This window comes from Rodentibacter caecimuris, from assembly GCF_010587025.1.
GTDB lineage: Bacteria > Pseudomonadota > Gammaproteobacteria > Enterobacterales > Pasteurellaceae > Rodentibacter > Rodentibacter caecimuris.
On record NZ_CP040863.1, the window covers coordinates 94,283 to 118,311 of the forward strand.

The window sequence follows — 24,029 nt, forward strand, 5'->3', positions numbered from 1 at the left end:
AATGATGAATACCTTAGACCGTTATATTGGTAAAAGCATTTTAGGGGCTATTTTTGCAACGTTGCTCATGCTTGTGGGCTTGTCTGCCATCATCAAATTCGTGGAGCAGTTCCGTAGTGTCGGTAAGGGAACTTATGATGTATTGCAAGCGGTTAGTTTTACTTTTTTAACTATACCAAAGGATGTGGAAACATTTTTCCCTATGGCGGTATTATTGGGGGCGTTGATTGCTCTTGGTAACTTGGCTAGTCGTAGTGAACTAGTGGTGATGCAATCAGCAGGTTTCTCACGTTTTAGAATTGGATTGGCGGTGATGAAAACTGCCTTACCATTAGTGATTTTAACGATGGTGATTGGTGAATGGGGCATTCCGCAAACAGAACAGTTTGCCCGTGATATGCGCGCCCGAGCGATTTCAGGCGGTTCAATGCTTTCAATAAAAAACGGCGTATGGGCGAAAGACGGTCAGCGTTTTGTTTTTGTGCGTAGCGTAACGGATAATGTTAAATTAAACGATGTTTATATTTACACCTTTGATGATAAGCGACATTTAACGCAGTTAAAACACGCCAATCAGGCGACCTATTCTTTGGAAGAAAACAAGTGGAAACTGCATCAAGTAAACGATTCGACGATCCAAAAAGAAAGTATTGTCACGACAAATCGTTTAACCGAATCTTGGGAAACCAATTTAACCCCGGATAAATTGGGGGCTGTGTCATTGCGTCCGACCTCGTTGTCTATCAGCGGATTATATGAATATATCCACTTTTTAAAAGAAACCGGGCAAGACGCGCGGCGCTTTGAATTAACTTTTTGGCGTAAAGTTTTTCAGCCGATTTCTGTCGGTGTGATGATGATGCTTGCCTTATCCTTTATTTTTGGCTCTTTGCGTAGCGTGACGGCAGGCGCAAGAATTGTGACGGGAATTTGTTTTGGTTTCTTGTTTTATGTGGTCAATGAGATTTTTGGGCAAATGAGCGTTGTTTATAATATGCCGGCAGTGTTTGGCGCATTAATCCCAAGTTTGTTATTTATTGCGATTATCTGGTGGCTATTAAGTCGAAAACGGGATTAATTTTAGCAAGGTAGATAGCATAAAAAGTGTAGTGTGGTTAATTTCAAATGAATTTTAAAACTTACTTGAAGGGAATTTGTTTTGGTTTCTTGTTTTATGTGGTCAATGAGATTTTTGGGCAAATGAGCGTTGTTTATAATATGCCGGCAGTGTTTGGCGCATTAATCCCAAGTTTGTTATTTATTGCGATTATCTGGTGGCTATTAAGTCGAAAACGGGATTAATTTTAGCAAGGTAGATAGCATAAAAAGTGTAGTGTGGTTAATTTCAAATGAATTTTAAAACTTACTTGAAGGGAATTTGTTTTGGTTTCTTGTTTTATGTGGTCAATGAGATTTTTGGGCAAATGAGCGTTGTTTATAATATGCCGGCAGTGTTTGGCGCATTAATCCCAAGTTTGTTATTTATTGCGGTTATCTGGTGGCTATTAAGTCGAAAACGGGATTAATTTTAGCAAAGTAGATAGCATAAAAAAGTGCGGTCAATTTCAAATGAGTTTTAAAACTCTTATGAAATTGACCGCACTTTTGTTTTGGTTGGTTAGTCCTCTTTAAAGGCAAGCATCATTTCTTCTGCTTTTTTCACCATTTGTTCCGAGCCGACAAATAACGGTATGCGCTCGTGTAATTCTTTCGGTTCAATATCTAAAATTCGACGATAACCGTCTGTGGCTAATCCCCCGGCTTGTTCTGCTAAAAATGCCATAGGATTGCCCTCATAAAGTAAGCGTAGTTTCCCTTTTGGATAGTTAGTTGCGCTAGGATAAATATAAATTCCGCCTTTTAATAAATTGCGGTGAAAATCGGCAACAAGAGAACCGATATAGCGTGAAGCATAAGGACGTTGTGTCGCTTTATCTTCTTCTTGGCAATATTTAATATATTTTTTCACGCCTTGTGGGAATTTGAGGTATTGCCCTTCGTTGATGGAATAAATACGCCCGTCTTTTGGCATTTTCATATTTTCATGGGATAAACAGAACGTGCCGATAGAGGGATCATAGGTGAAACCATTCACACCATTTCCTGTGGTGTAAACCAACATGGTAGATGACCCATATACAATATAGCCTGCCGCAACTTGTCTATTGCCGGGCTGAAGGAAATCTTCCATCGTTACCGGTGTACCGATAGGGGAAATACGACGATAAATAGAGAAAATTGTTCCGACGGACACATTAACATCAATATTAGAAGAGCCGTCAAGGGGATCGGTTAAAATCACATATTTCGCATTACGTCCGCGTTCCGTATCAAAGGCAATAAAACTTTCTTCTTCTTCGGAGGCAAAGCCCGCGACTTCTTCACGTGCCATAAGGGCGGCTTTCATCGTATTATGAGCAAAGAGATCGAGCTTCATTTGACTTTCACCCTGCACATTTTCAATGCCGGATTGACCTAAAATACTGGTGAGCCCCGCTTTATTGATATCACGATGAATGATCTTAGCTAATAAACGGATGGACGACAAAATCCCACTTAGTTCTCCTTTTGCATTAGGGTATTCCGCTTGACGCTCTACAATAAATTCACTTAATGTTTTCATAATTTTTCCTTCTAACAACGCTTGCGGAAATTATATGTCATTTAAAATTTTCATAAAAAGACAATTTTCAATAATGAGATCTGGATCACAAAATTTTATATTTTCAAAGTAGGACAACCTAGTGGTAGGAGAGGCTAAGCCACTGGTTATTGATTGAGATGTCTTGCTAAATAAATGTCTACAATATCCACTAAATGTTTGAGAAAAGTAATATCTTGTCAGTTATGAAAACGTTGCGTATCACGTGAGCGAAAGAGTAACATTGCGCTGGGTTTGTGAGTATCTTTTAGACCAAACAGGCAGCAAGCCACAGAACCGATGGGCAATTCTTCCGGTAAAAATATTAAAGATTTCTCTTTACCGCTTAATTCACCCAAATAAAATTGGCGTAATCCTAAACGTTCCAAACGAATAATTTCAAAGGCTTTACGATCAACCCAATTATGCGAGGGGATACTTTCCGTTTTTTTCCAACTATCGGTAAATAGAAGAATTTTAGCGCCCTCCAATTCATAAGATTTTGCCCATTGATCTAATTTTTTTTCGATAGAACGAAAATCTTGCGCTTGAAACAATTTCTTTTGGAGTGGCATTAAGGCGAAGAAAATATCGGCGTCATGAATAGCCAGTCGGTGCAATTTTTCAAGTTGTGAGGTGAGTGCGGTAATTTGTTGACGCTGTTGGTTTAATTGGGCATTAATGAGTGAAATCGTCCCTTTTTGTGAATGATGAAAAGTCAGTTTTCTTAAGAGTGAAGAATGTCGGGTAAAGAAATCAGGATGGCTTTCAAGGTAATGAATAATATCTTGTTCGTTCATAATATGTGATTCAAAACAGAAGAAAAAAAGACCGCACTTTTAAGTGCGGTCAAAAAATAAGAAGAAAATTATTCTACAAAGGGATCACGTAAAATCATTGTTTCTACGCGATCAGGGCCTGTTGATAGAATATCTACCGGAACTCCGGTGACTTCTTCAATACGTTTGATATAGTTAAGGCAATTTTGCGGTAATTTATTTACATCTGTAATACGGAAAGTATTTTCTTTCCAACCCGGTAAGGTTTCATAAATAGGCTCAATACCTTCCCAATCTTTTGCTGAAAGTGGTGCGTATTCTACAATTTCACCATTTGGCATTTTATACGCCACACAGATTTTAATTTCATCAAAGCCGTCCAATACATCCAATTTCGTCATACAAAAACCGGAAATAGAGTTGAGCTGAACCGCCCGACGAATGGCTACGGCGTCAAACCAACCGCAACGACGCGGACGACCGGTTACCGCACCAAATTCATTCCCTTTACGTGCAATCTCAGCGCCTACATCATCGAATAATTCGGTAGTGAATGGACCTCCACCTACGCGGGTACAGTAGGCTTTAATAATACCCAATACATAATCAAGATTACGAGGACCAAAGCCGGAACCGGTTGCAACGCCACCTGCCGTGGTGTTTGAACTGGTTACAAACGGGTAAGTACCGTGATCGATGTCTAACATAGTGCCTTGCGCACCTTCAAATAGGATATTGTCGCCGTTTTTGCGTGCAGTATCCAAAATTGTGGTAACATCTGCCACCATACCGGTGATAATATCAGCTACTGCCATGACATCATCTAAGGTTTTTTGATAATCGATCGGCTCAACTTTGTAGTAGTTTACTAATTGGAAATTATAGTATTCAAGAATATTTTTAAGTTTTTCAGCAAAGGCTTTTTTGTCAAATAAATCGCTTACTCGCAATCCGCGACGGGCGACTTTATCTTCATAAGCCGGCCCGATACCGCGACCGGTCGTACCGATTGCTTTTTTGCCTAGTGCTGCTTCACGGGCATGATCCATGGCAACGTGATAAGGGAGAATCAAGGGACAAGCCTCGGAAATCAATAAACGCTCACGAACATTGATACCACGGTTTTCAAGCTCGCCCATTTCTTGCATTAATGCCGCAGGTGAAAGCACCACGCCATTGCCGATAAGACAGGTTACATTTTGGCGTAAAATACCGGATGGGATCAAACGCAATACGGTTTTTTCACCATTAATAATAAGCGTATGTCCTGCGTTATGACCGCCTTGATAGCGCACAACATATTTTACGCGATCAGTTAACAAGTCAACGATTTTACCTTTACCTTCGTCACCCCATTGAGCGCCCAAGATAACGACACTTTTTCCCATAATTTCCACCTTTTAAATTTGGTTGATTGATCAAATGAAATGAATAGCCGGATGTTTTTTTATTCTTTTTTATTACCCTAAAAATTAAATTCTATACTTTAATTGAGGGATGAATATTAATTTAGAACGAATCACGACCCGCTATATTAAACTATTCTGCTGTGACTTTCTAGTTTTGATACGCCTTCAATTTACCGGTGAATTAATGGCTTTTCGTTCACGGCGAAATAAAATAACGAATAACCCGAGCAATAGACCGATTCCGGCACCTAGGTATCCCCAACTGTTTGGTCTTCTTATTTCCATCTGCTGTGGACTTTTAGTGAAATGAAATGCGGTAAAATTCTCGTCAAGCGGATTAACGGATTTCATCATATTGAGTTTTCCCTGCCAATCTTGACGTTCCACGCTATTACCGTAAGGAATATTGCCCAAATTGAGTTCTGCTGCGGTTTTTACTTGAGTAAATAAATTTTTCCATTGGAGAATGAGGTCGGCATACATCATTTTTCTTGTAATGGTATTACTATTATCAAGAAGTGAGGAAAGCAATGCTTGTGATTCCCCTGCTTCACTTAATGTAATGGTAATTTTCCCGGTGTTATAACTGAGCGGCTGGAAGTGGGTATTATTGATTAAATCATTTAATAGTCGGGCATTGTCTGTCGTGTTTTTACTGATTTTTTGCTTGTAATAGCTTGAGTTTTCCCAAAAGTGTTTTAGGTTGTCATAAGAAACCAACTGTTTGGTAAAATTTTGATAAACTAATTCGGTAACTTTACTATCCGTTGTATCTTTCCCTTGCATGAGTTGGTACATAGAGTGGAGGGAATAATAATTGCCCAGTTCGGATAGGGTAGGATGAGTGATTTCCACTTCTGTTTTCCATTTTGCGTTTAGCCAATAGCCTGATGCATAGCCGATTACACCACAAAGTGCGGTTGAAATGACGAGTGTTTTTAGTGTCTTTAAATATGACATACTATTTTTCCTATTCGTTTTTTATTGAGATTTTATTTTAATGTTCCCCTCCTTTCTGCATTATTTACAGCTTAGTAAGAACAAAAGGGTAACAATATTGAAGTCACATTTTGATTGGTTCAAAAGTGACTTCATTCAGGTAACGGGTATTATTCAAACAACGATTTATGTAACGAGCGAACCACCTCATCGGCGTGTTTACTCTGTACTAACATACAAATATTATTAGTACTGGCACCGTAGCTGATCATACGAACATTGTAAGATTCCAGCGTTTCAAAAATACGTTTTGCGATACCTGACGCAATATGGAGTTCGTTTCCGATAAGTGCGACAAGGGATAAACCGGTATCGACTTTTACCGTACAATATTGGCTTAGCTCTTCCAACAATTCGCCTGAAATCAATGTTGTACCGGATGAGCTTGAGCCTGTTTTATCAAGTGTTAAAGCAATGCTTATTTCCGATGTGGTAATGGTATCTACGGAAATTTTGTGTTTTGCCAAGATACTGAATACGTTTGCCAAGAAACCTTGGGCGTGTAGCATACTCAGGCTGGAAAGGGTCAATAACGTTTGATCTCTGCGCAATGCAATCGCACGGAAAGTCGGTCTGGGCTGCGGATCGCGGGTTACCCAAGTTCCTCCGTCTTGTGGTGCTTTGCTTGAACCCACATATACGGGAATATTGCTGCGAACGGCAGGCAATAATGTTGCCGGATGAAGTACTTTGGCGCCGAAGGTTGCCATTTCCGCAGCCTCTGCAAAACTCATTGTATCAATGCGTTGTGCTGTTGGTACAATACGGGGATCCGTGGTGTAAATGCCGGCAACATCAGTCCAAATTAATACATCTTTTGCATTTAATACCTCGGCTAAGAGTGCAGCGGAGTAGTCGCTGCCGCCACGCCCCAATGTTGTTGTTTTCCCGCCCGGTTCACGGCCGATAAAACCTTGAGTAATGATTAATTCACCACGGTCAATCAATGGTTTTAAAATATTGTCGCTATTGCGTTGGGTTTTTTCGTCATCCGGTACGGCTTTGCCAAAATGATTATTGGTTGCCACAATACTACGCATATCTATCCAACTCGCACTTTTATTTTGTTCACGCAAAATTTCAATAAAAATTTGTGTTGACATCATTTCGCCGTGGCTGATTAATTCGTCTGTCAAGGCGGTTGAGGTAGCAAGGCTTGCGGCTTCGGAAAGATATTCAATATTCTCAATATATTTTTCAATGATTGGTCGAACAAGAGAATCGTCTTTCAGTTCGTTTAAAATATTTTCTTGAATTTGACGTACTTCCCCAACTAATCTTCTGCGTTTTTCCGCTTCCACACCATTGGCAAGTTCCACCAAAAGATTTGTGACGCCGGCAGAGGCTGAAAGGACAACAATGCGCGTGTTTGGATCATTAATAATAATTTTTGCACAGGCTGTCATTGCTGCGTAGTTGGCAACGGAAGTACCGCCGAATTTAGCGACAGATAAATGAGACATAAAATATTCTCCTGTTAAATGAATGTTCTAAGTATAGTGTTTGCAAAAGCATAGAAATAACGATTTAGTCAAACATTGTCAAATGGATTTCATAAAAAGCCGGTTAGATTTTTCATTCATTATCAGGAAGTGGGAGAGGCTCCGGTTTGCCTAGAAAATAAGGTTGAATACCAATTGCCAAATCAAAGATTGCTTTCAGGCGGGCAAAGGTTTCTCGAATACGTGTACCGAAATAGACATCGGGCTGTTTGGCGGCGAAACAAATCGCATCAATATCATAATATTTGGCGATAAACAGGGCTCGCTCACAATGAAATTTTTGGCTGATAATAATATAAGAAGGGACTTGGAAAACTTTATTGGCACGCACCACAGAATCTAATGTACGGAAACCGGCAAAATCCAGGAAAAGACGATCTCTCGGCACATTCATTTTTCGTAAATCCCTCAACATTGTGCGCGGCTCATTATATTGTAATGTCCGATTATCACCACTGAGCAGAAGATAACTCACTTTTTGATTTTCGAGAAGTGTTTTTGCCGCAGTAAGACGATTGGTGTAGTAATCGTTGGTTTTGCCGGTAGCAACATATTTTGATGTGCCGAGTACGACTCCGTAAGGGCGGTAGGGCAATTTATCCACTTTTTCAAATACGCTGTCACGAACATAGAAACTGATAGATTGATCGATTATCAGACAAGCTAAAAGAAAAGATAGGCTCACGCAGTACATCCGGCGAATCATTTTTTTTAAATGAAAACGATGCCAAAGGGAAAGTGCGGTCATTTTGAGAGATAATTTTGAATCAATCATGTAACTAAAATAATGAAAACTTGAGGTAAGTTCAAGCTGAATTTTGTGTTCACCGCTCACTATGTTGGTTTAGCCGTTTAGACGGCTAAAATTTCTTGACAAAGATAATAAGCTGTTGATAATTGGAAACATCTTTAATTTCACGCAGTAGGTTTTCAATGTCGTCTGTCCAAAATGTGGTGCTTTTTCAAGATAATCCGCTACAACTTATGTTGGGCGGTGAAATTTCGCTGATTAACGTGGCTTATCAAACTTATGGGACATTGAATGCGGATAAAAATAACATCGTGCTAATTTGCCATGCGCTAACCGGGGATGCGCAGCCTTATTTTTCGGATAAAGAAAAAAACGGCTGGTGGCAGAATTTTATGGGCGATGGTCTTGCGCTAGATACTTCCCGTTATTTTTTTATTTGCTCGAATGTATTGGGCGGCTGCAAAGGCACGACAGGGCCGGCTTCCGTTAATCCTAAAACGGGCAAGCCTTATGGTAGCCAATTTCCGAATATTACAGTACAGGACATTGTGCATGTGCAAAAAGTACTACTAGATCATTTAGGCGTAACACACCTGAAAGCGGTGATTGGCGGATCTTTCGGCGGAATGCAAGCAACCCAATGGGGCATTGAATATCCGGATTTTGTTGATAATATCGTTAACCTTTGTTCATCACTTTTTTTCAGTGCGGAAGCCATAGGATTTAATCATGTTATGCGTCAGGCTGTGATTAATGATCCCAATTTTAATGGCGGAGATTATTATGATGGCGCACCGCCCGATCAAGGTTTATCCATTGCCCGTATGTTAGGAATGCTGACTTATCGTACGGATTTACAGCTTGCTAAAGCGTTTGGACGGGCGACTAAATCGGAAGGAGATTTTTGGGGAGATTATTTCCAAGTAGAATCTTATCTGACTTACCAAGGTAAAAAATTCCTTGAACGCTTTGATGCCAACAGCTATTTGCATTTGCTTCGCGCCTTGGATATGTATGATCCGAGCTTGGGCTATTCTGATGTTAAAGCAGCGCTTTCACGTATCAAAGCACGCTATACGCTGATTTCGGTAACAACCGATCAACTGTTTAAATCCATTGATTTACATAAAACCAAGCAGCTTTTAGAACAAAGTAATGTTTCCTTGAATTTTTACGAATTTCCATCGGTTTATGGGCATGATGCCTTTTTGGTTGATTACGATGGATTTGATAAGTGGATTAGTGAAGGCTTGGCAGGTAAAAATTAAAAAGTGCGGTAATTTCTACCGCACTTTTCTATAGGTAGCTTACAAATTCTTCAACATTCCCGCCACGTGATTCACGTTCAAGTTTTTCCGCCGCCGTACCAAGCATCAATAACGCTACAATTTTGTCTTGTTTGCGACAGCCAAGGGCGTGCCGTAACGCACTTCCATTGATCCATTTTCCCGTAATCCAAACATTATCAAAACCTTGCGCATTGGCGGCAAGTTGAATGCCGTAAGCGGCACAGCCGGCGGTAAGTATCTGTTCCCAAGTGGGTACTTTTTCCACATCAGGATTAATTTTAGCGATAACCGCAATGACCATCGGCGCGCGATGAGCAAGTTTTTCGGCTTTTTTTAAGCGCTCTTCGCCAAGGTTGAGTTCTACCGCGGCTTCCTTGAGTAAATGTTCTAATTTATCCAATCCTTCATTTTCTATAACAACAAAGTGATAAGGCTGCAATTTGCCATGATCCGGCGTGTGAAGTGCCGCCTGAAAAATTTGCTCAAGTTGGGCTTTGCTTGGTGCAGGGGAGGTAAGTTTTTTATTTGAGCGTCGTGTTGTTAATAGGGTTAATGTATCCATTTGATTTCACAAAGTAAATAAAAGTACGGCGGATTATAGCATAGTTTTTAGCCTGAGTTTATGTTACGCTAAGCGCAATTTTTTCAACCTGTTAAAACCTTTATGAACCCAATTTTCCGAGTGATCAAATTTTGTTGGCATGCGCTAAATTTTATTCGTGATTTAGTGATGAATTTTTTCTTTTTAATTTTCATTTTTCTGTTGGTGACAATTTTCAGTATCACTGCAAATACTAAAAAAAACGCAGTGAATTTAAATACGGATAAAGGAGCATTATTGCTAAATTTAGACGGTTACTTAGCCGACAATCGTGATGATGCTTTTGGCTGGCAGCAAATATTGCGAGAACTAAATAGCGGGGAGCGTATCCCGACTAAAATTTCAACCTTCGATGTGGTATATGCCATTAATTTAGCAAAAGAAGATGAGAATATTCGAGGATTAGTATTGGATCTCAATTATTTTTCAGGCGGCGATTTGCCAGCCATGAATTATATCGGTAAAGCCATTCAAGATTTTAAAACATCAGAAAAACCGGTTATTGCGTTGGCTAACAATTATTCTCAAGGGCAATATTTCTTAGCAAGTTTTGCCGATCAGATTTATTTAAACTCAATTGGTCAGGTCTCTATTCGAGGATTGGCGCAAGAAAATCTCTATTATAAAGATTTATTGGATAAGCTTGCCGTGACACCGCATATTTTCCGAGTGGGAACTTATAAATCCGCTGTCGAGCCTTTTTTGCGCAATGATATGTCGCCGGAAGCCAAACAAAATATGAATCAATGGCTAAATGGCATGTGGAATAACTATGTGCAAATTGTGAGTGGAAACCGTCATATTTCTGCGGAAACGTTGTTACCGAGTGCCAAACAATATTTGGCAGAATTAAAGACATTGAAAGGCGATAGTACGGCTTATACAAAACAGCGAAAATTGGTAACGGATATTGCCGACAATCTGGAATTGGATAAAAAATTGACCGCACTTTTCGGTAAAAATAGAGAAGGCAAGGTAAATATGATTGGTTTTTCAAATTATTTATCCGGTTTTGAGGATCGAATGGCTTCATCAAGAGATGAAAATAAAATTGCGGTGGTAAACGTTGAAGGGGCGATTATTGATGGCGAAAGCACGGAAGAAGAGGTCGGAGGCGACAATGTGGTGCGCTTGTTACGTAAAGCCTACGATGATGAGCGGGTAAAAGCGGTCGTTTTGCGTGTGAATTCACCGGGAGGCAGTGCTTTTGCTTCGGAATTAATTCGCCAAGAAGTGAATAATTTACAGAAAGTCGGTAAACCAGTGGTGGTGTCTATGGGATCAATGGCTGCCTCGGGCGGTTATTGGATTTCCGCCACCTCCGATTACATTATTGCGGACAAAAATACCATTACCGGTTCTATCGGTATTTTTGGGATGTTACCGACCTTTGAAAATGCAATTAAAAAAATCGGTGTGAATAGTGATGGCGTCGCCACAACTGAACTGGCGGAAAGCTCTGTTTTCAGCCCGCTTTCAAAAAATACGCAAGATATTTACCAATTAGAAATTGAACACGGCTATGATAAATTCTTAGATTTAGTGAGTCGTGGCCGTCAAATATCAAAAACTGCCGTGGATAAAATTGCTCAGGGGCAAGTATGGTTGGGTACGGATGCTTTTAAACATAATCTTGTGGATGAATTGGGGGATTTTGATCGTGCGGTAGAAAAAGCAGGCGAATTGATCAATTTTCATCGTGAAACCGTGATTGAAGATTTTACGGTGGAATGGATGACAGAAGAAGATAGCAGTATGCTCGGTAAATTGTTTCGGGATCTTAAATATAACGCCCAGCAATTTATGCTGACTTGGCTTGATTTACTAAAACCGATTCAACAACTCAAACAGCATTTAAATCAACTGAATAAGTTTAATGATCCTAAAGGACAATATTTGTATTGTTTGAATTGCGGCGGAGTAAAATAATCGAATTTGACGCAATGTTATTTTTAAAGAAAAAGCAGGGAATTCCCTGCTTTTTTATAAAGTGCGGTCAATTTAGAGTTTATTTTTGATTTTTCATATTTGAGAAAATATTCGCAAGTATCGGACCGGATACATTGTGCCAGAAACTGAATAATGCACTGGGTACGGCAGCAATCGGATTAAAGTGTGCCGCTGCGAGTGCCGCCCCTAAACCAGAATTTTGCATGCCTACTTCAATAGCAATCGCTTTACTGTCAGCAGTATTGAGCTTGAATAGTCTTGCTGCGAAGAAACCGATTAAATAGCCTAAGCAGTTGTGTAGAACCACAACACTGAAAATTAATAAACCGGATTCAACAATTTTATCCTTACTTACCGCAACGACAGCCGCCAGAATTAAAACGATTGAAACAACGGAAATAAGCGGGGTAATTTTGCTTGCCTGCACAATAACATCTTTAAATAAGGCACGAATGACTAAACCTAAGAAAATTGGGAAAAGCACCATTTTTAATACCGACATAAACATTGCGGAGGCGTTAATATCTAACCACTGGCTTGCCAATACATAGAAAATTGCTGAGGTAAGCAATGGCGAAAGCAGTGTTGAAATTGTTGTACAAGCCACGGAAAGCGCGGTGTTACCTTTTGCAAGATAAGTCATCACATTAGAGGATGTCCCGCCCGGACAAGAGCCGACCAAAATGACTCCCACCGCTAAATCCGAAGGCAGATTAAAGGCTTTGGCAAGTAAGAATGCGATCGCAGGCATAATAATAAATTGCCCTGCCACTCCAATAAATACCGCCTTGGGATGTTTAGCGACCTCACTAAAATCATTGAACGTGAGAGTAATTCCCATACCAAACATGACTAAACCGAGTAAGTAGGGAATGTAGGGTGCAAAAATTTTAAATTCGGTAGGGAATAAGAAAGCAAGAACAGCGAAAACAATTGCCCATAAAGCAAAAGTTTTGCTGACAAATTGAGTTAATTTCAGCAATGTTTGCATGGATTTTCCTTATTGTAATGTAACTAAAAGAGTGATTGATTCTAAAGATGTTTTTCTTTCAAATCAATTATCCATCGTCGGACGAATCCATGAGCTTTCATTAAGTAATCGACCAAAGTGACTTTCTACCAAACGTTCCGTTATAGTCGTTTGGGGCCGACAAAATAGATCTTTAGGTTTACCGTATTCAACCATTTTTCCTTCATCCATGACTAATACATTATCTGCAATGTGTTTAATCAGCCCTAAATCTTGCCCCACATAAATATAAGCAACGCCGAGGCGGGCTTGAAGATCGAGAGAAAGATTCATTAATTGGGCGCGAACGGATGCATCAAGGGTACTGAAAGTATCATCGACAATAATAATTTCCGGCTCTAAAATAAATGCTCGGGCCAGTGCGACCCGTTGCTTTTGACTGGCAGAGAGATTTTTAATTTTTAAATTCGTATAATCGGGATAAAGCCCGACCATTTGGAGGGTTTCAAAAATTTTTTGATTACGGGTTTCTTCATCCCAATCGGTTGTTAAGCGAAGCTGGGTGTCTAAAGCTTGTCCGATATTTTGGCGAGGATTAAACGCAGAATTCACGTCTTGGAATACCATACGAATATGTTGGGTTCGATAGTGTGAATCCTCAACGTTAAGAGTTGTTCCGTTAAACTTTATTTCACCTGAAGTTGGTTTGAGCATGCCGGCAATCATTTTGACTAAGGTAGATTTTCCCGAACCGTTTTTACCGATAATAGCGAGAGTCTGTTTCGGTTCAAGATTAAAACTCACTTTTTCTACGGCATTAAACACTCTTGAACCAAACCAATGGGCAGGGTCATTAAAGGTTTTAGACAATTCAATTACTTCCAATAATGGCATAAATTATTCCTTACTTGGCTCAGTGGATAACGTTAGCGGTGAATTGGCTAAGGTTTCCTTTAAACGTTTTTCCCTAAGATTAATTGGAAAGTGGCAGGAAAACTCATGTTGTTTAATACGATGACGGGTGGGTTTTTGCATACATTCTTTTTGTGAAAACGGACAACGAGGCCCGAAACGGCAGCCCATCGGCATTTGTTCTAAAAGCGGTACGGTGCCTTCTAATGTGCCTAATTTTGTTTTAAAACCAAGAGGTTCGGTAAAATCCGGTACAAAATGAATTAATGCTTGCGTATAAGGATGATGCGGCGATTCCAACAATGTTTGAGTCGGTGCCGATTCGGCATTTTGACCGCAGTACAGCACAGACATTGTGTGGCAAAGATCGCTAATGCTACGAATGTCATTGTTTGCTAGAAGAATACTTGTTCCCTGATTTTGATTCATACTGGAAAGCAAACGGAAAACTTGATTGGCTGTGATCGATTCTAACGTATTGGTCGGTTCATCCGCGATTAATAAACGGGGTTGATTTGCCACGGCAATAGCGATCATCACCTTTTGTCCTTCACCCTCCGTGAGATCGTTCGGATAACTTGCCATAATTCCTTGATGGTCTTTTATTCCGACACGGTGTAATAATTCAATGGCGCGGCGTTTTTTCCAACCGAACCAATTCCACCATTTTCCACGATATGTCCAGTTTGGAATGCTCTGAATGAGCTGTTTTCCAATTTTTTTGCTGGGATCTAAACAGGTAAGCGGATCTTGAAAAACCATAGAAACTTCTTTTCCAATGAGTTTTCTACGCTGCGCCGGTGATAATTTTAACAGTTCTACATCATTGAAACGAAAGCGATCTGCCGTGATAATCCAATCTTCTTTTATTGAGTTTGCAATGACTTTGGCAATCAAACTTTTGCCTGAACCGGATTCTCCCACTAACCCTAAAATTTCTCCTGCGTTGAGGGTTAAATTCACACCGTCAACGATTTTAATTTTGCCGGTTGGCGTTTTAATTTCAATGTTTAGATTACGAATATCCAGGAGTACCATAATTATTGATAATATTGGTTAATGGCTTTACATAAGCCGTTGGTAAACAAAATGCTTAATAAAATAGTGATAATAATTGCAAACCCGGGTAGTAATACCGTCCAAGGTGCAAGATGAAGCAGTTCCAGCGAATCTTTTATCATTGCCCCCCATTCAGGCATTGGGCGTTGCGCGCCAAGGGAAATAAAGCTCAAAGCGGTAATGTCTAAAATCGCAATGACAAAAGCACGTGAAATCTCTTGAATGTAAGTGACGGTAATATTCGGCAAAATCGTGCTGCGCAATAATTCAATGTTGGAAATGCCATCAAGTTTTAGTATCACCACGTATTCTTTTTTTAATTCTTGTTGAATTGCTTGGTAAATAGTGTGAATGAAATAAGGCAGCACCGCCAATATGGTCGATACCATTGCATTCATTAAACTGGGTTCCATAAAAGTAGAAATAATGATAGCAATTAACAAAATAGGGAGCGATAGAAAAGCATCAAAAATATGTCCGAGAAAACGCGCTTTAATGCCTCCTGACATGCCGGCTAAAATGCCTAATGCACCTCCGATAACCGCCACAAGAAAAACAACAATGAGTGAAGAACCAAGCGTATAATGCGTTCCCATAATAACTCGGCTTAATACATCGCGGGCAAGATCATCGGTACCGAAGAAAAAGGCGATTTGCCCTTTTTCTACCCAAGAGGGCGGCATTAACTCTTGTCCGACAAACTCCATACTATCGCTATAGGGGGCGATAAAAGGGGAGAAAAGTGCGGTCAAAATTAATAGAAAAAATAAGTAAAAGCTGAATAAGGCGATACGGTTTTTACGAAACTGTAACCAAATTTGATAAATTGATGTGCTTTCACGAAATTCATCAGGTTCTTTATCTTGCATACCAACCTTTCTTATTAAACGGATCGAGGATAAACATCAGGGTTTTTGCCAACGTATCAAGGGTGATAATACAAATTCCCAATACAATTACCCCGGCTGAAATACTGTTGTAGTCTTGATTGCTAACCGCATCAATGAGCCAACGCCCTATGCCCGGCCAACCGAGCACGCTTTCCACCAACATACATTGTGTGATAACCAATGTGAATACACGGGTAATCTGCGGTACCAATAAGGGAAAAGTATTTCTAAAAACATATTTTTGTAAAATTTTCCATTTTGACCAACCACGGGTTAGCGCGGCTTTGGTGTAATTTTGTTGCAAGATATATTCTGCGCGCTGTTGAATAATACGGATAATTTCCATCGTGGGCAAAATACATAAAATCAGTGTCGGCAACGCTAAATGTTGTAATACGCTTTGCACAATTTTGATGCGATAAGGCTTATCTACAAACCATACATCAATCACCGGAAAGCCGCTAATCGGTTTAATTTCATAAAGTAAATTATATTGTCCCGTGGCGGAAATTTCCCAGCCGTAAACCGCCGCTGCATAAAGTAAAATCGGCGCAAGCCAGAAAACAGGGATAGATAGCCCCACATAAGAGAGCGTTTGCAGGCTCTTTGAAAAAATACCCTGACTATTAACCGCACTTAGAATGCCAAGAGGAATACTTAAAATTAAAGCAAGTAGCAGTGCGGTGAAGCAAAGCTGCAAGGTGGGCGGCAATACGGTAAAAATCAAGGATTTTAAAGATTGCCCTCCATTATAAGTAATACCGAAATCCCCCTGTAATAAAGAGCCAAGATAGTGAAAATAAGCACTATAAATACTCTTTGTGACAAGGGCCGAATTAAGCGGATCACGCATTAAAATCGCAAAACTAAGTAAGGTTAAAATAAATAATAATAAACAAACCCAAAGGAGATGACGTAGCACTGACCACAACATTATTTTTTATCCTTTGCAAAATAGAGTGTCGAAAAATGCATACTGCCGAAAGGGCTCATTTGCACACCTCTTACCTTACCGTTTGCCACTAGAAAACGTTTTGCACTGGCAATAGGCACAATCGGTAACTCTTTTAATATCAGCTCTTGTGCAAGATTATAATTCTTCGCACGTTCTTGTAATCGTGTACTGGAAAGGGCATTGTCCATCAGTTGGTTAAATTTGGGATTGCACCAATTGGATAAATTCGTGATGTCATCTTTGGTGTCACAGCTTAAAATTGGGCGCATAAAACCATCGGGGTCTAAATTTCCGGCAAGCCAACCGGTGAGAATCATATCGTAATCCTCTGTTTTTTTAGCAAGTTGATCGAGCAAAAACACTCGCGTAACCGACCGCACTTTTACCTTCACACCGGCTTGAGCCAAGTCCCATTTAATGAGTTCCGCCATTTTTAGGGGAGACGGATTATACATCTGTTCTTCATTTAATACCCACATATTCAGCTGAAGATTTTTACCCGATAGGATATTTTTCGCCGGTTTGGGGGCGTAATCAAACTCAAATTCTGGCGTATTGACACTGGATGCCCAAGATACATTCGGAATAATATTATTCGCGACAGTAGCCGTGTTGTGATAGATATTGCGTATGATACGTGCGCGGTTAATACTTTGAGAAATCGCTTGGCGAATTTGCTTGTTTTGCATAAGCGGTTTATTAAAATTAAACGCGAGATAGGAAAGATTCATCCCATCTGTCGATTGTAAGTAATAGCGTTCGTCATTATTGTGTAGTAAGCCTAATTGGCTGACTTCCGGATAAGCCGCAATTTGGCATTCATTATTGAAAAACTTGATCAGCCGAGTGGTTCGCTCGGTAGATAAATCAACCAGAATGTGTTTGATTTTAGCATCTTTGTTCCAATAGCTATCGTTGCGTAATAGTCTGACATATTGATTATAGACATAGTTTTGCACCTGATAAGGCCCGGTACCGACAGGGTGGGTATCCAATTGTGCAAGGTTATTGTCCGCGTTTAATTGATAGGCATATTCTTGCGAGAAAATAATCGCATATTGGCTGGCTAGATGAGACAAAATCGAGGAATCCTGCTCAAATAATTCAATTTTTACTTGGTAAGGATTGACCGCAGTAATAGATTTTATTTTTTGGTTTAATTTTATGCTGTCAAAATAGGGAAAGCGTGCTTTTTTTGCCTGTTCATGAAATACGCGGTATTGTGGATTTTTATCATATTCAAAATTATCTTGATCTAAAATCGGCAAATAGGTGTCATGTCCGAGTACGCGGTTAATGGAAAATACCACATCTTCCGCATTAAAATCACGGGTTGGTGTAAACCATGGGGTGTGGTGAAATTTTACGCCTTTGCGGAGATTGATTAGAATCTCTTTGCCATCGGCTGAAACGGAATAAGATACCGCTAAAGAAGGGCTAACCGTTGCACTGTGATTTTTTATTTCAAACAGCTTATTATAAATTTGTTCCGTTACCACATTCATACTGGTGCCGGCGTCCGCTGTTTGCGGATTAAAAGAGAAACCCGATACATTGGTACAATAAATCAACCCGTTTTCCGTTAAACTTTCCGGTACACGCGGTGCCGCTTGAACTTGCGCAAACAAGCCCATATTTAGCAGAAGACAGAAAAATGTCAGATTTCGGCGTAACATAATAAGTGCGTTATGGTAAATTATGGCGCAAATTGTAAGATATATTAGTAAAAATGGCTAGGCTATTGAATGTTTAACATCTTTTCAAAAGAACTCAACCAAATAATTAATCGCGGATTTGACCGCACTTTACGCCTTGCGGTAACAGGGTTGAGTCGGAGTGGCAAAACCACATTTATCACGAGTCTGATCAATCAACTTTTGTCCGTTAATCAAGTTTCACACAACACCTTACCTTTATTTGAGGCTGCCAACGGCGCAATTATTGCGGTAAAGCGTGTGCCGCAACAAAATTTAAACGTCCCCCGTTTTGATTACGAAGCCAATTTAGCCGATCTTTATCGAACACCGCCCCAATGGTGTCAATCTACCAGAGGCGTGAGTGAAACACGTTTAGCCATTCGTTTTCAGCGTCAATCAGGCTTACTTCGCCACCTGAAAGAGCGTGGCACACTCTATTTGGATATCTTTGATTATCCGGGGGAGTGGCTGTTGGATTTACCTTTGCTGGATTTGGATTTTGAACAATGGTCATTAGAGCAGGCGCAAATTCATCAAGGAATACGTGCCGAGCTTACTCAATCTTGGCTGGAAGATGTAAAAAAATTAGACTTAACTGCGGTTGTTAATGAAGAGGTTTTAGCAAAACTTGCAAAGGCTTATACGGCGTATCTTCATCAATGTAAAGCACAGGGTATGCAGTTTATTCAGCCGGGCAGATTTGTTTTACCGGGAGAATTGGAAGGGGCGCCGGTCTTGCAGTTTTTCCCGTTACTTCACCTTACACAGGCGCAATGGAAAAACCTTAAAAAAGAGGCAAAACCAAACAGCTATTTTGCTGTATTGAATAAACGTTATGATTATTATCGCAATAGCATTGTGAAAGGATTTTACGAAAATTATTTTTCAACCTTTGATCGCCAAGTCATTTTGGCGGATTGTTTAACGCCGTTGAATCATAGCCGCCAAGCATTTTTAGATATGCAGAGGGGGCTAAATCAGTTATTTAAAAATTTTCATTATGGTAAACGGAATTTTTTGAACCGTTTGTTTTCCCCACGTATTGATAAATTAATGTTTATTGCTACGAAAGCGGATCATATCACGAGTGATCAAATACCGAATTTAGTGAGCCTGATGCGACAGTTAGTCCAAGAAGGCGGTCGCCATGTGGAATTTGAAGGCATCGAAACGGAATACACAGCAATTGCCGCAATTCGTGCAACGAAACAAGTCATTGTCAATCAAAACGGTAAACAAATTAGAGCGATTCAAGGTGTTCGTGCTAAAGATAAGCGGTTAATAACCCTTTATCCCGGCAGTGTGCCGAGCAAATTACCGAACCAAGAATTTTGGCAAAAACAACCGCACTTTACGGAAAATGCGGCGCATTTTGAGTTTGACAGTTTTGATCCGCAACCCCTTGAACAAGGTGAGCCGCTCCTCCATTTGCGGATGGATGCCGTGTTGCAGTTTTTATTGGGCGATCGGTTTGATTAAGTTTAGCTGAAACGGCTTGCAATCTCGCTTGTGAGACTATCCAGCATGTCATAACGTTTGCGATACATTGAACGTTTTTTACTGGCGATTTCTTCTAGCGGTTTGCGTTCCACATCAAGGGGAAGTTGCCAATAAAGATCTTGATAGATTCCTTGGTTTTCTTGCCAAAATTCATCATAGTTAAATAAGATTTTACTTCGTGCGGATAGGCGGTATTTCCCTTGAAATTTATGTGGAATACCGATCAAATCACATTGCCAATGTTTTGCTAACTCACGGAATACGTGCATTAACATAAACATTGGGCGAATGCCGTGTAAATCTTTGGTTGCTTGTTTGATTAATTCTTGGGTGTTTCCGTGGCTAGGACCTTGTATGGAGCTAATCAACAATTTATTTGGCGCTAAAAACGTGAATGACGCATCATAAATTCGTTCGTGATTTTGATTACGGATATTGATGGCAAAGTAGCCCTCAAAAGGGTCGATAAAATTTAGACTTAAATTTAGGAAAAGATCATCACTTAATTGGCTTAATAAAATAACCTGCTCTTGCAGTAAACGTTTGCAAAACGGCAAACCTAATTTTTCTTCTGCAATATTGAGATTTTGAGTGATTGCCTCGAATCGCTGTGCAGCAGAAAAACGTTTGTCACAATAGGTAGTTAAAAGTGGATTAAAGCGATAATAATCTTGGGTAAAAAGCGCCTGCCATTGAGGGGTGTTATTTAAAAACTCAATAAGTTGACGGCATTGTTTTTTATAAATAAAACTGTAGGCATAATAACGGCATTTCTCGCGCAACTGTTTTGTTAACGGGCGATCTTTTGAATAAGGATACATTTGAACATAAGTTGGAAAGGAAATCTTAGTTGGTATTGCCATTTTGAACACGATATTAGTTAAAAAGTCACACTTATGTGACGATGGAACGGAAAAAATAGGGCTTATTTTATAATGGAAAAACAAATTTTCAACCAATATGATGAACTGACGGTAGAACGCTTTCAGCCAAAGCAAGAATTTACCAATGTAGAAACCATTTTGGACGAACCTTTAAAAGGGGAATTGCTGGACGAACAATTTAATCAGGCAATGAAACCTCGATCAAAAGGTTGGAAAACGGCGTTAAAATTGACCGCACTTTTATTTGGGGGCGCAACCGTGGCGCAATCGGTACAGTGGGTTTTGACAAGTTTTCAAAATCAACAATGGATTTATTTCGCATTTTCCCTTGTCAGTTTAGTTGTTGTGTTGTTTGGCGTGAAAGCGATCGTGGGCGAATGGCGGCGTTTAGTCTATTTGAAAAAACGTGAAAAATTACAACAACAAAGTCGGTTACTTTGGCAGAAAAGTGCGGTCAAAAATGCGGATGTTTTTGCCGCTGATGGTGAACAAGGTCAAAAACTTTGCTTAGAAATGGCAAAAGGTTTGCAATTAGATGAGCAATCGCCAGCTATTGTTCAATGGCAAAGCCAATTGAATGACGCTTATTCTGCGCAAGAGGTGGCGCAATTATTCAGCCAAAATGTGCTGAAACCTTTCGATCTCAAAGCGAAAAAATTGATTAGTAAAATGGCGGCGGAATCTGCCGTAGTCGTGGCGATCAGCCCACTGTCTTTAGTAGATATGTTTTTTGTCGCTTGGCGAAATCTTCGATTAATCAACCGCATTGCAGATATTTATGGTATTGAACTTGGTTATTTTGCCCGTATTCGTTTATTACGTATGGTGTTAATCAATATCGCATTTGCCGGCGTAACCGAGGTGGTGCGAGAGGTCGGTATGGATTGGCTTTCGCAAGATATTACGGCAAAACTTTCCGCCCGTGCGGCACAGGGGATTGGAGTCGGGTTGCTCACCGCCCGTTTAGGGGTGAAAGCAATGGAGTTTTGTCGTCCGCTCGCCTTTCAAGCTAATGAAAAGCCTAAGTTGTCTCATATTCAAAAAGAGCTTTTAACCACAATAAAAGAGGTGGTATTAAATAAAAAAGTGAAAGAAAAGGAATTCCTTTGATAAAAAATAAAGGTTAATTAAAAAGCGTTTTACTTGTAAAAAATCCCAATTATGCTTGAGCGTAATTGGGATTTTCACATTGTTAACAGGATTTAACCTACCAGTTATAAGTTAAATTCGCACTGAATCGGCGTCCTTCACCGTAGTAGCAAGTGCTATAAAAACAACTTGCAACATATTTTTTATCGGTGAGGTTGGATACGTTTACTTGTAGCGCCCAATTGTGGTTAATGCGATATTTCAACATTAAATCAGCTAAGGTTTTTGCCGGTGCTTTAATATTATCCGCTGTGCCGTTTGATGAGGTGCCGATATAACGAATTGCCGCACCGCCAATTAAATTATCAACAAATTGATGGGTGACTTGCGCTGAGGCAGTATGACGGGGAATTAATGCCGGACGGATAACATCGCCGGTTTCTCGAATATCTTTTACGCGATTAAATGTATAACCTAATGTCATTGCGGTGTTTTCTGCAATGTTAAAATTTGCCGCAACTTCCACACCGTTACTTCTTAATTCCTTGGTTTGGAAAGCATTACCTGTCGCACTTGGTGTGAAAGCGTTATCCTGTTTCAAATCAAAGTATGCAACGGAGAACGTTCCATCAATAAAACTTGGTAAATATTTTATACCGATTTCATATTGTCTGCTTTCAGTCGGTTTATATTGTGCGGTTTCCGGTACAAAAGATTCGGAATAACTAAAATAAGGCGCAAGCCCGCTATCCGCTACATACATTAACCCGCCGGAATATAAGGTATGGTTAATTTTGTAACGCTTTTCCCCTTCTTCACCCTTAGCCCGGTCATTACGGATGCCGCCGGATAAATGCCAGTTACCGATTTTAACTTGATCCTGTAAGTAGAAGCCTAATTGTCGCTGAGTGACATCGTAGTTTGGGCGGGCGTTATTTGGCACTTGAATGCCATTATAAACGGGCGCAAGACTGTTGAGTGTGTAACGTGGCGTATAGCTTGCCGGCACGGAATATGGCATATAGTAGCTGTTGTAGCTTCCTTTTGCCGTTAAATATTGATAATCAATGCCTAAGGTCAAACTGTTTTCTACATTATCGAACGTCCAGTTTTTCGTGAGACGGTTATCAATAGAGTGGCTACGTGTGATCACCTCGTTAAATACTGCTCCTTGCCCGATGATTGGAAAAACCGTTACGCCGTTTGAGAAAGCGGATTGTTGTTTCACATCCTGTATATTGAATTTGTAATTTTGTGAGAAGGTTAAGCCCTCATCAAACTTATGACTAAATTCGTAGCCCAGTGAATATTGTTTACGATTTAAGGTATCCGTTGTGGGATCACCTAAGTTGGTACGGCGATCAATTTTCCCCAAATTAGTGTAAAGCGTTCCCTGCATTGGGAAAAATCCTGTCGTCGGCACGCCCACGTCTTTTTGTACGCTTGCTAATAAGGTGAGGGAAGTGCGGTTAGAAATATCCCAAGTCAGACTTGGCGCAAAATAATAGTTTTCTAACCAAGTGCCGCGTAGTTCACCTTGTTTTTTGTTGTAGTCGGCCACAAGGCGATAGCGTACATTTTCCGTCGCTTTATTGCTGATATCTGCGCTAATGCCACGTTCGTGACGATTACCTAGCTTGAAATTGACCTCGCCTTTAGGTTCCGTAGTCGGGCGTTTAGTGATTAAATTGATCAAGCCGCCACTTTGTGCCGAACCGTAGGTTAAAGAATCCGCCCCTTTTACCACTTCCACTGTTTCAATACCGTACATATTCGGTGTCCAATGGCTGTAACCTGTGTTATAAACGGCAGAACCGTCAACCGTTAAACGGGTATCCATTCCCCGCATTTTGATCCAATCATTCGTATCCAGATCTGCGCCGTAAACTTGTGATAATGCCCCGGTTTCATAGCGAAGGCTTGCATCAAGTTGAGTTAATGCCCAGTCTTTTAATGTTTCATCATTGAGCACGGCAATAGAACGCGGTGTCATATAGTCAACTTTACCGGTTTTGGCAATTGAACCGACTACGTTGATTTCATCCAATTCTTCCACTTTTTGCTCTTCGGCATAGGCAGAATTCATGGCAAAAATGACCGCACTTGTCAGTGCGCTGTAAACAAAGGTTTTCTTCATGTTGAGTCCTCTATG

The 24,029-nt window shown here is 40.2% G+C and carries 19 protein-coding genes and 3 pseudogenes; 7 read left to right on the forward strand and 15 right to left on the reverse strand.

Annotation, left to right across the window (positions count from 1 at the left end; all coding sequences use genetic code 11):
- Position 1: 1 nt before the first annotated feature.
- From lptG to FEE42_RS00445, 3 genes and pseudogenes are all read left to right on the forward strand, one after another.
- A complete protein-coding gene (gene lptG, locus FEE42_RS00435) occupies positions 2-1,078 on the forward strand; it encodes an LPS export ABC transporter permease LptG (protein ID WP_059365349.1) in 1,077 nt (358 codons plus the stop codon).
- A gap of 71 nt (positions 1,079-1,149) precedes the next feature.
- A pseudogene (locus FEE42_RS00440) lies at positions 1,150-1,302 on the forward strand (LptF/LptG family permease); the annotation flags it as partial.
- Positions 1,303-1,373: 71 nt separating this feature from the next.
- Positions 1,374-1,526 (forward strand): annotated as a pseudogene (locus FEE42_RS00445) (LptF/LptG family permease); the annotation flags it as partial.
- Positions 1,527-1,618: 92 nt separating this feature from the next.
- Here the strand turns inward: FEE42_RS00445 and fbp are convergent.
- The 6 genes and pseudogenes from fbp to FEE42_RS00475 form a co-directional block, all read right to left on the reverse strand.
- Positions 1,619-2,623 carry a class 1 fructose-bisphosphatase gene (fbp, locus tag FEE42_RS00450; RefSeq protein WP_059365348.1) on the reverse strand — a complete coding sequence of 335 codons (1,005 nt, stop codon included), beginning with the start codon at positions 2,621-2,623 and terminating at the stop codon, positions 1,619-1,621.
- A 221-nt stretch (positions 2,624-2,844) separates the two neighbouring features.
- Positions 2,845-3,441: pseudogene (locus tag FEE42_RS00455) on the reverse strand (DUF484 family protein); the annotation flags it as partial.
- Between the two features lie 68 nt (positions 3,442-3,509).
- On the reverse strand, positions 3,510-4,808 hold the full coding sequence (purA, locus tag FEE42_RS00460; protein WP_059365346.1) for an adenylosuccinate synthase: 1,299 nt from the start codon (positions 4,806-4,808) through the stop codon (positions 3,510-3,512).
- Positions 4,809-4,994: 186 nt separating this feature from the next.
- On the reverse strand, positions 4,995-5,789 hold the full coding sequence (locus FEE42_RS00465; RefSeq protein ID WP_135968891.1) for a hypothetical protein: 795 nt from the start codon (positions 5,787-5,789) through the stop codon (positions 4,995-4,997).
- A gap of 149 nt (positions 5,790-5,938) precedes the next feature.
- The gene (lysC, locus tag FEE42_RS00470) at positions 5,939-7,291 is read right to left on the reverse strand and encodes a lysine-sensitive aspartokinase 3 (protein WP_135968892.1); all 1,353 of its coding nucleotides are present in this window, start codon (positions 7,289-7,291) and stop codon (positions 5,939-5,941) included.
- A gap of 112 nt (positions 7,292-7,403) precedes the next feature.
- Positions 7,404-8,105, reverse strand: a complete 702-nt coding sequence (locus FEE42_RS00475; RefSeq protein WP_059368788.1) for a SanA/YdcF family protein — start codon at positions 8,103-8,105, stop codon at positions 7,404-7,406.
- Between the two features lie 158 nt (positions 8,106-8,263).
- On the opposite strand from FEE42_RS00475, the gene metX reads away from it, so the two are divergent.
- Positions 8,264-9,349, forward strand: a complete 1,086-nt coding sequence (gene metX, locus FEE42_RS00480; protein ID WP_164027434.1) for a homoserine O-acetyltransferase MetX — start codon at positions 8,264-8,266, stop codon at positions 9,347-9,349.
- 28 nt (positions 9,350-9,377) lie between these two features.
- On the opposite strand, the gene FEE42_RS00485 is transcribed toward metX, so the two are convergent.
- A complete protein-coding gene (locus tag FEE42_RS00485; protein ID WP_164027435.1) occupies positions 9,378-9,932 on the reverse strand; it encodes an NAD(P)H nitroreductase in 555 nt (184 codons plus the stop codon).
- 111 nt (positions 9,933-10,043) lie between these two features.
- Here FEE42_RS00485 and sppA point away from each other — a divergent pair, with 111 nt between their 5' ends.
- The gene (gene sppA, locus FEE42_RS00490; RefSeq protein ID WP_164028786.1) at positions 10,044-11,900 is read left to right on the forward strand and encodes a signal peptide peptidase SppA; all 1,857 of its coding nucleotides are present in this window, start codon (positions 10,044-10,046) and stop codon (positions 11,898-11,900) included.
- 79 nt (positions 11,901-11,979) lie between these two features.
- Here the strand turns inward: sppA and FEE42_RS00495 are convergent, their stop codons facing one another.
- From FEE42_RS00495 to FEE42_RS00520, 6 genes are all read right to left on the reverse strand, one after another.
- Positions 11,980-12,912, reverse strand: a complete 933-nt coding sequence (locus FEE42_RS00495) for a bile acid:sodium symporter family protein (protein WP_059365341.1) — start codon at positions 12,910-12,912, stop codon at positions 11,980-11,982.
- A gap of 63 nt (positions 12,913-12,975) precedes the next feature.
- Positions 12,976-13,785, reverse strand: coding sequence for a peptide ABC transporter ATP-binding protein (locus FEE42_RS00500; RefSeq protein ID WP_164027436.1), 810 nt, complete (start codon positions 13,783-13,785; stop codon positions 12,976-12,978).
- Between the two features lie 3 nt (positions 13,786-13,788).
- Positions 13,789-14,841: a peptide ABC transporter ATP-binding protein gene (locus tag FEE42_RS00505; protein WP_059365339.1), complete on the reverse strand. Its 1,053-nt coding sequence runs from the start codon at positions 14,839-14,841 to the stop codon at positions 13,789-13,791.
- Positions 14,842-14,843: 2 nt separating this feature from the next.
- On the reverse strand, positions 14,844-15,731 hold the full coding sequence (locus FEE42_RS00510; protein ID WP_164027437.1) for an ABC transporter permease subunit: 888 nt from the start codon (positions 15,729-15,731) through the stop codon (positions 14,844-14,846).
- The gene (locus FEE42_RS00515) at positions 15,721-16,686 is read right to left on the reverse strand and encodes an ABC transporter permease (RefSeq protein ID WP_059365337.1); all 966 of its coding nucleotides are present in this window, start codon (positions 16,684-16,686) and stop codon (positions 15,721-15,723) included. Before FEE42_RS00515 ends, FEE42_RS00510 begins: the two co-directional genes overlap by 11 nt.
- Positions 16,686-18,383 (reverse strand): ABC transporter substrate-binding protein, encoded by a 1,698-nt coding sequence (locus tag FEE42_RS00520; protein ID WP_164027438.1) that lies wholly within the window; start codon positions 18,381-18,383, stop codon positions 16,686-16,688. Before FEE42_RS00520 ends, FEE42_RS00515 begins: the two co-directional genes overlap by 1 nt.
- Before the next feature lie 69 nt (positions 18,384-18,452).
- Here FEE42_RS00520 and FEE42_RS00525 point away from each other — a divergent pair, with 69 nt between their 5' ends.
- The gene (locus FEE42_RS00525) at positions 18,453-19,883 is read left to right on the forward strand and encodes a YcjX family GTP-binding protein (RefSeq protein WP_164027439.1); all 1,431 of its coding nucleotides are present in this window, start codon (positions 18,453-18,455) and stop codon (positions 19,881-19,883) included.
- A gap of 2 nt (positions 19,884-19,885) precedes the next feature.
- Here the strand turns inward: FEE42_RS00525 and FEE42_RS00530 are convergent, their stop codons facing one another.
- The gene (locus tag FEE42_RS00530) at positions 19,886-20,767 is read right to left on the reverse strand and encodes a VirK/YbjX family protein (protein WP_059365334.1); all 882 of its coding nucleotides are present in this window, start codon (positions 20,765-20,767) and stop codon (positions 19,886-19,888) included.
- A 72-nt stretch (positions 20,768-20,839) separates the two neighbouring features.
- Between FEE42_RS00530 and FEE42_RS00535 the strand changes: the two genes are divergently transcribed.
- Positions 20,840-21,898: a TIGR01620 family protein gene (locus FEE42_RS00535; RefSeq protein ID WP_164027440.1), complete on the forward strand. Its 1,059-nt coding sequence runs from the start codon at positions 20,840-20,842 to the stop codon at positions 21,896-21,898.
- A gap of 97 nt (positions 21,899-21,995) precedes the next feature.
- Here the strand turns inward: FEE42_RS00535 and FEE42_RS00540 are convergent, their stop codons facing one another.
- Positions 21,996-24,014, reverse strand: a complete 2,019-nt coding sequence (locus FEE42_RS00540) for a TonB-dependent siderophore receptor (protein ID WP_164027441.1) — start codon at positions 24,012-24,014, stop codon at positions 21,996-21,998.
- Positions 24,015-24,029 lie beyond the last annotated feature (15 nt).

Coding starts and splice junctions, on each gene's coding strand:
- lptG (WP_059365349.1), top strand. CDS start 2: ATGATGAATACCTTAGACCGTTATATTGGTAAAAGCATTTTAGGGGCT.
- fbp (WP_059365348.1), bottom strand. CDS start 2,623: ATGAAAACATTAAGTGAATTTATTGTAGAGCGTCAAGCGGAATACCCT.
- purA (WP_059365346.1), bottom strand. CDS start 4,808: ATGGGAAAAAGTGTCGTTATCTTGGGCGCTCAATGGGGTGACGAAGGT.
- FEE42_RS00465 (WP_135968891.1), bottom strand. CDS start 5,789: ATGTCATATTTAAAGACACTAAAAACACTCGTCATTTCAACCGCACTT.
- lysC (WP_135968892.1), bottom strand. CDS start 7,291: ATGTCTCATTTATCTGTCGCTAAATTCGGCGGTACTTCCGTTGCCAAC.
- FEE42_RS00475 (WP_059368788.1), bottom strand. CDS start 8,105: ATGATTGATTCAAAATTATCTCTCAAAATGACCGCACTTTCCCTTTGG.
- metX (WP_164027434.1), top strand. CDS start 8,264: ATGTCGTCTGTCCAAAATGTGGTGCTTTTTCAAGATAATCCGCTACAA.
- FEE42_RS00485 (WP_164027435.1), bottom strand. CDS start 9,932: ATGGATACATTAACCCTATTAACAACACGACGCTCAAATAAAAAACTT.
- FEE42_RS00495 (WP_059365341.1), bottom strand. CDS start 12,912: ATGCAAACATTGCTGAAATTAACTCAATTTGTCAGCAAAACTTTTGCT.
- FEE42_RS00500 (WP_164027436.1), bottom strand. CDS start 13,785: ATGCCATTATTGGAAGTAATTGAATTGTCTAAAACCTTTAATGACCCT.
- FEE42_RS00505 (WP_059365339.1), bottom strand. CDS start 14,841: ATGGTACTCCTGGATATTCGTAATCTAAACATTGAAATTAAAACGCCA.
- FEE42_RS00510 (WP_164027437.1), bottom strand. CDS start 15,731: ATGCAAGATAAAGAACCTGATGAATTTCGTGAAAGCACATCAATTTAT.
- FEE42_RS00515 (WP_059365337.1), bottom strand. CDS start 16,686: ATGTTGTGGTCAGTGCTACGTCATCTCCTTTGGGTTTGTTTATTATTA.
- FEE42_RS00520 (WP_164027438.1), bottom strand. CDS start 18,383: ATGTTACGCCGAAATCTGACATTTTTCTGTCTTCTGCTAAATATGGGC.
- FEE42_RS00525 (WP_164027439.1), top strand. CDS start 18,453: ATGTTTAACATCTTTTCAAAAGAACTCAACCAAATAATTAATCGCGGA.
- FEE42_RS00530 (WP_059365334.1), bottom strand. CDS start 20,767: ATGGCAATACCAACTAAGATTTCCTTTCCAACTTATGTTCAAATGTAT.
- FEE42_RS00535 (WP_164027440.1), top strand. CDS start 20,840: ATGGAAAAACAAATTTTCAACCAATATGATGAACTGACGGTAGAACGC.
- FEE42_RS00540 (WP_164027441.1), bottom strand. CDS start 24,014: ATGAAGAAAACCTTTGTTTACAGCGCACTGACAAGTGCGGTCATTTTT.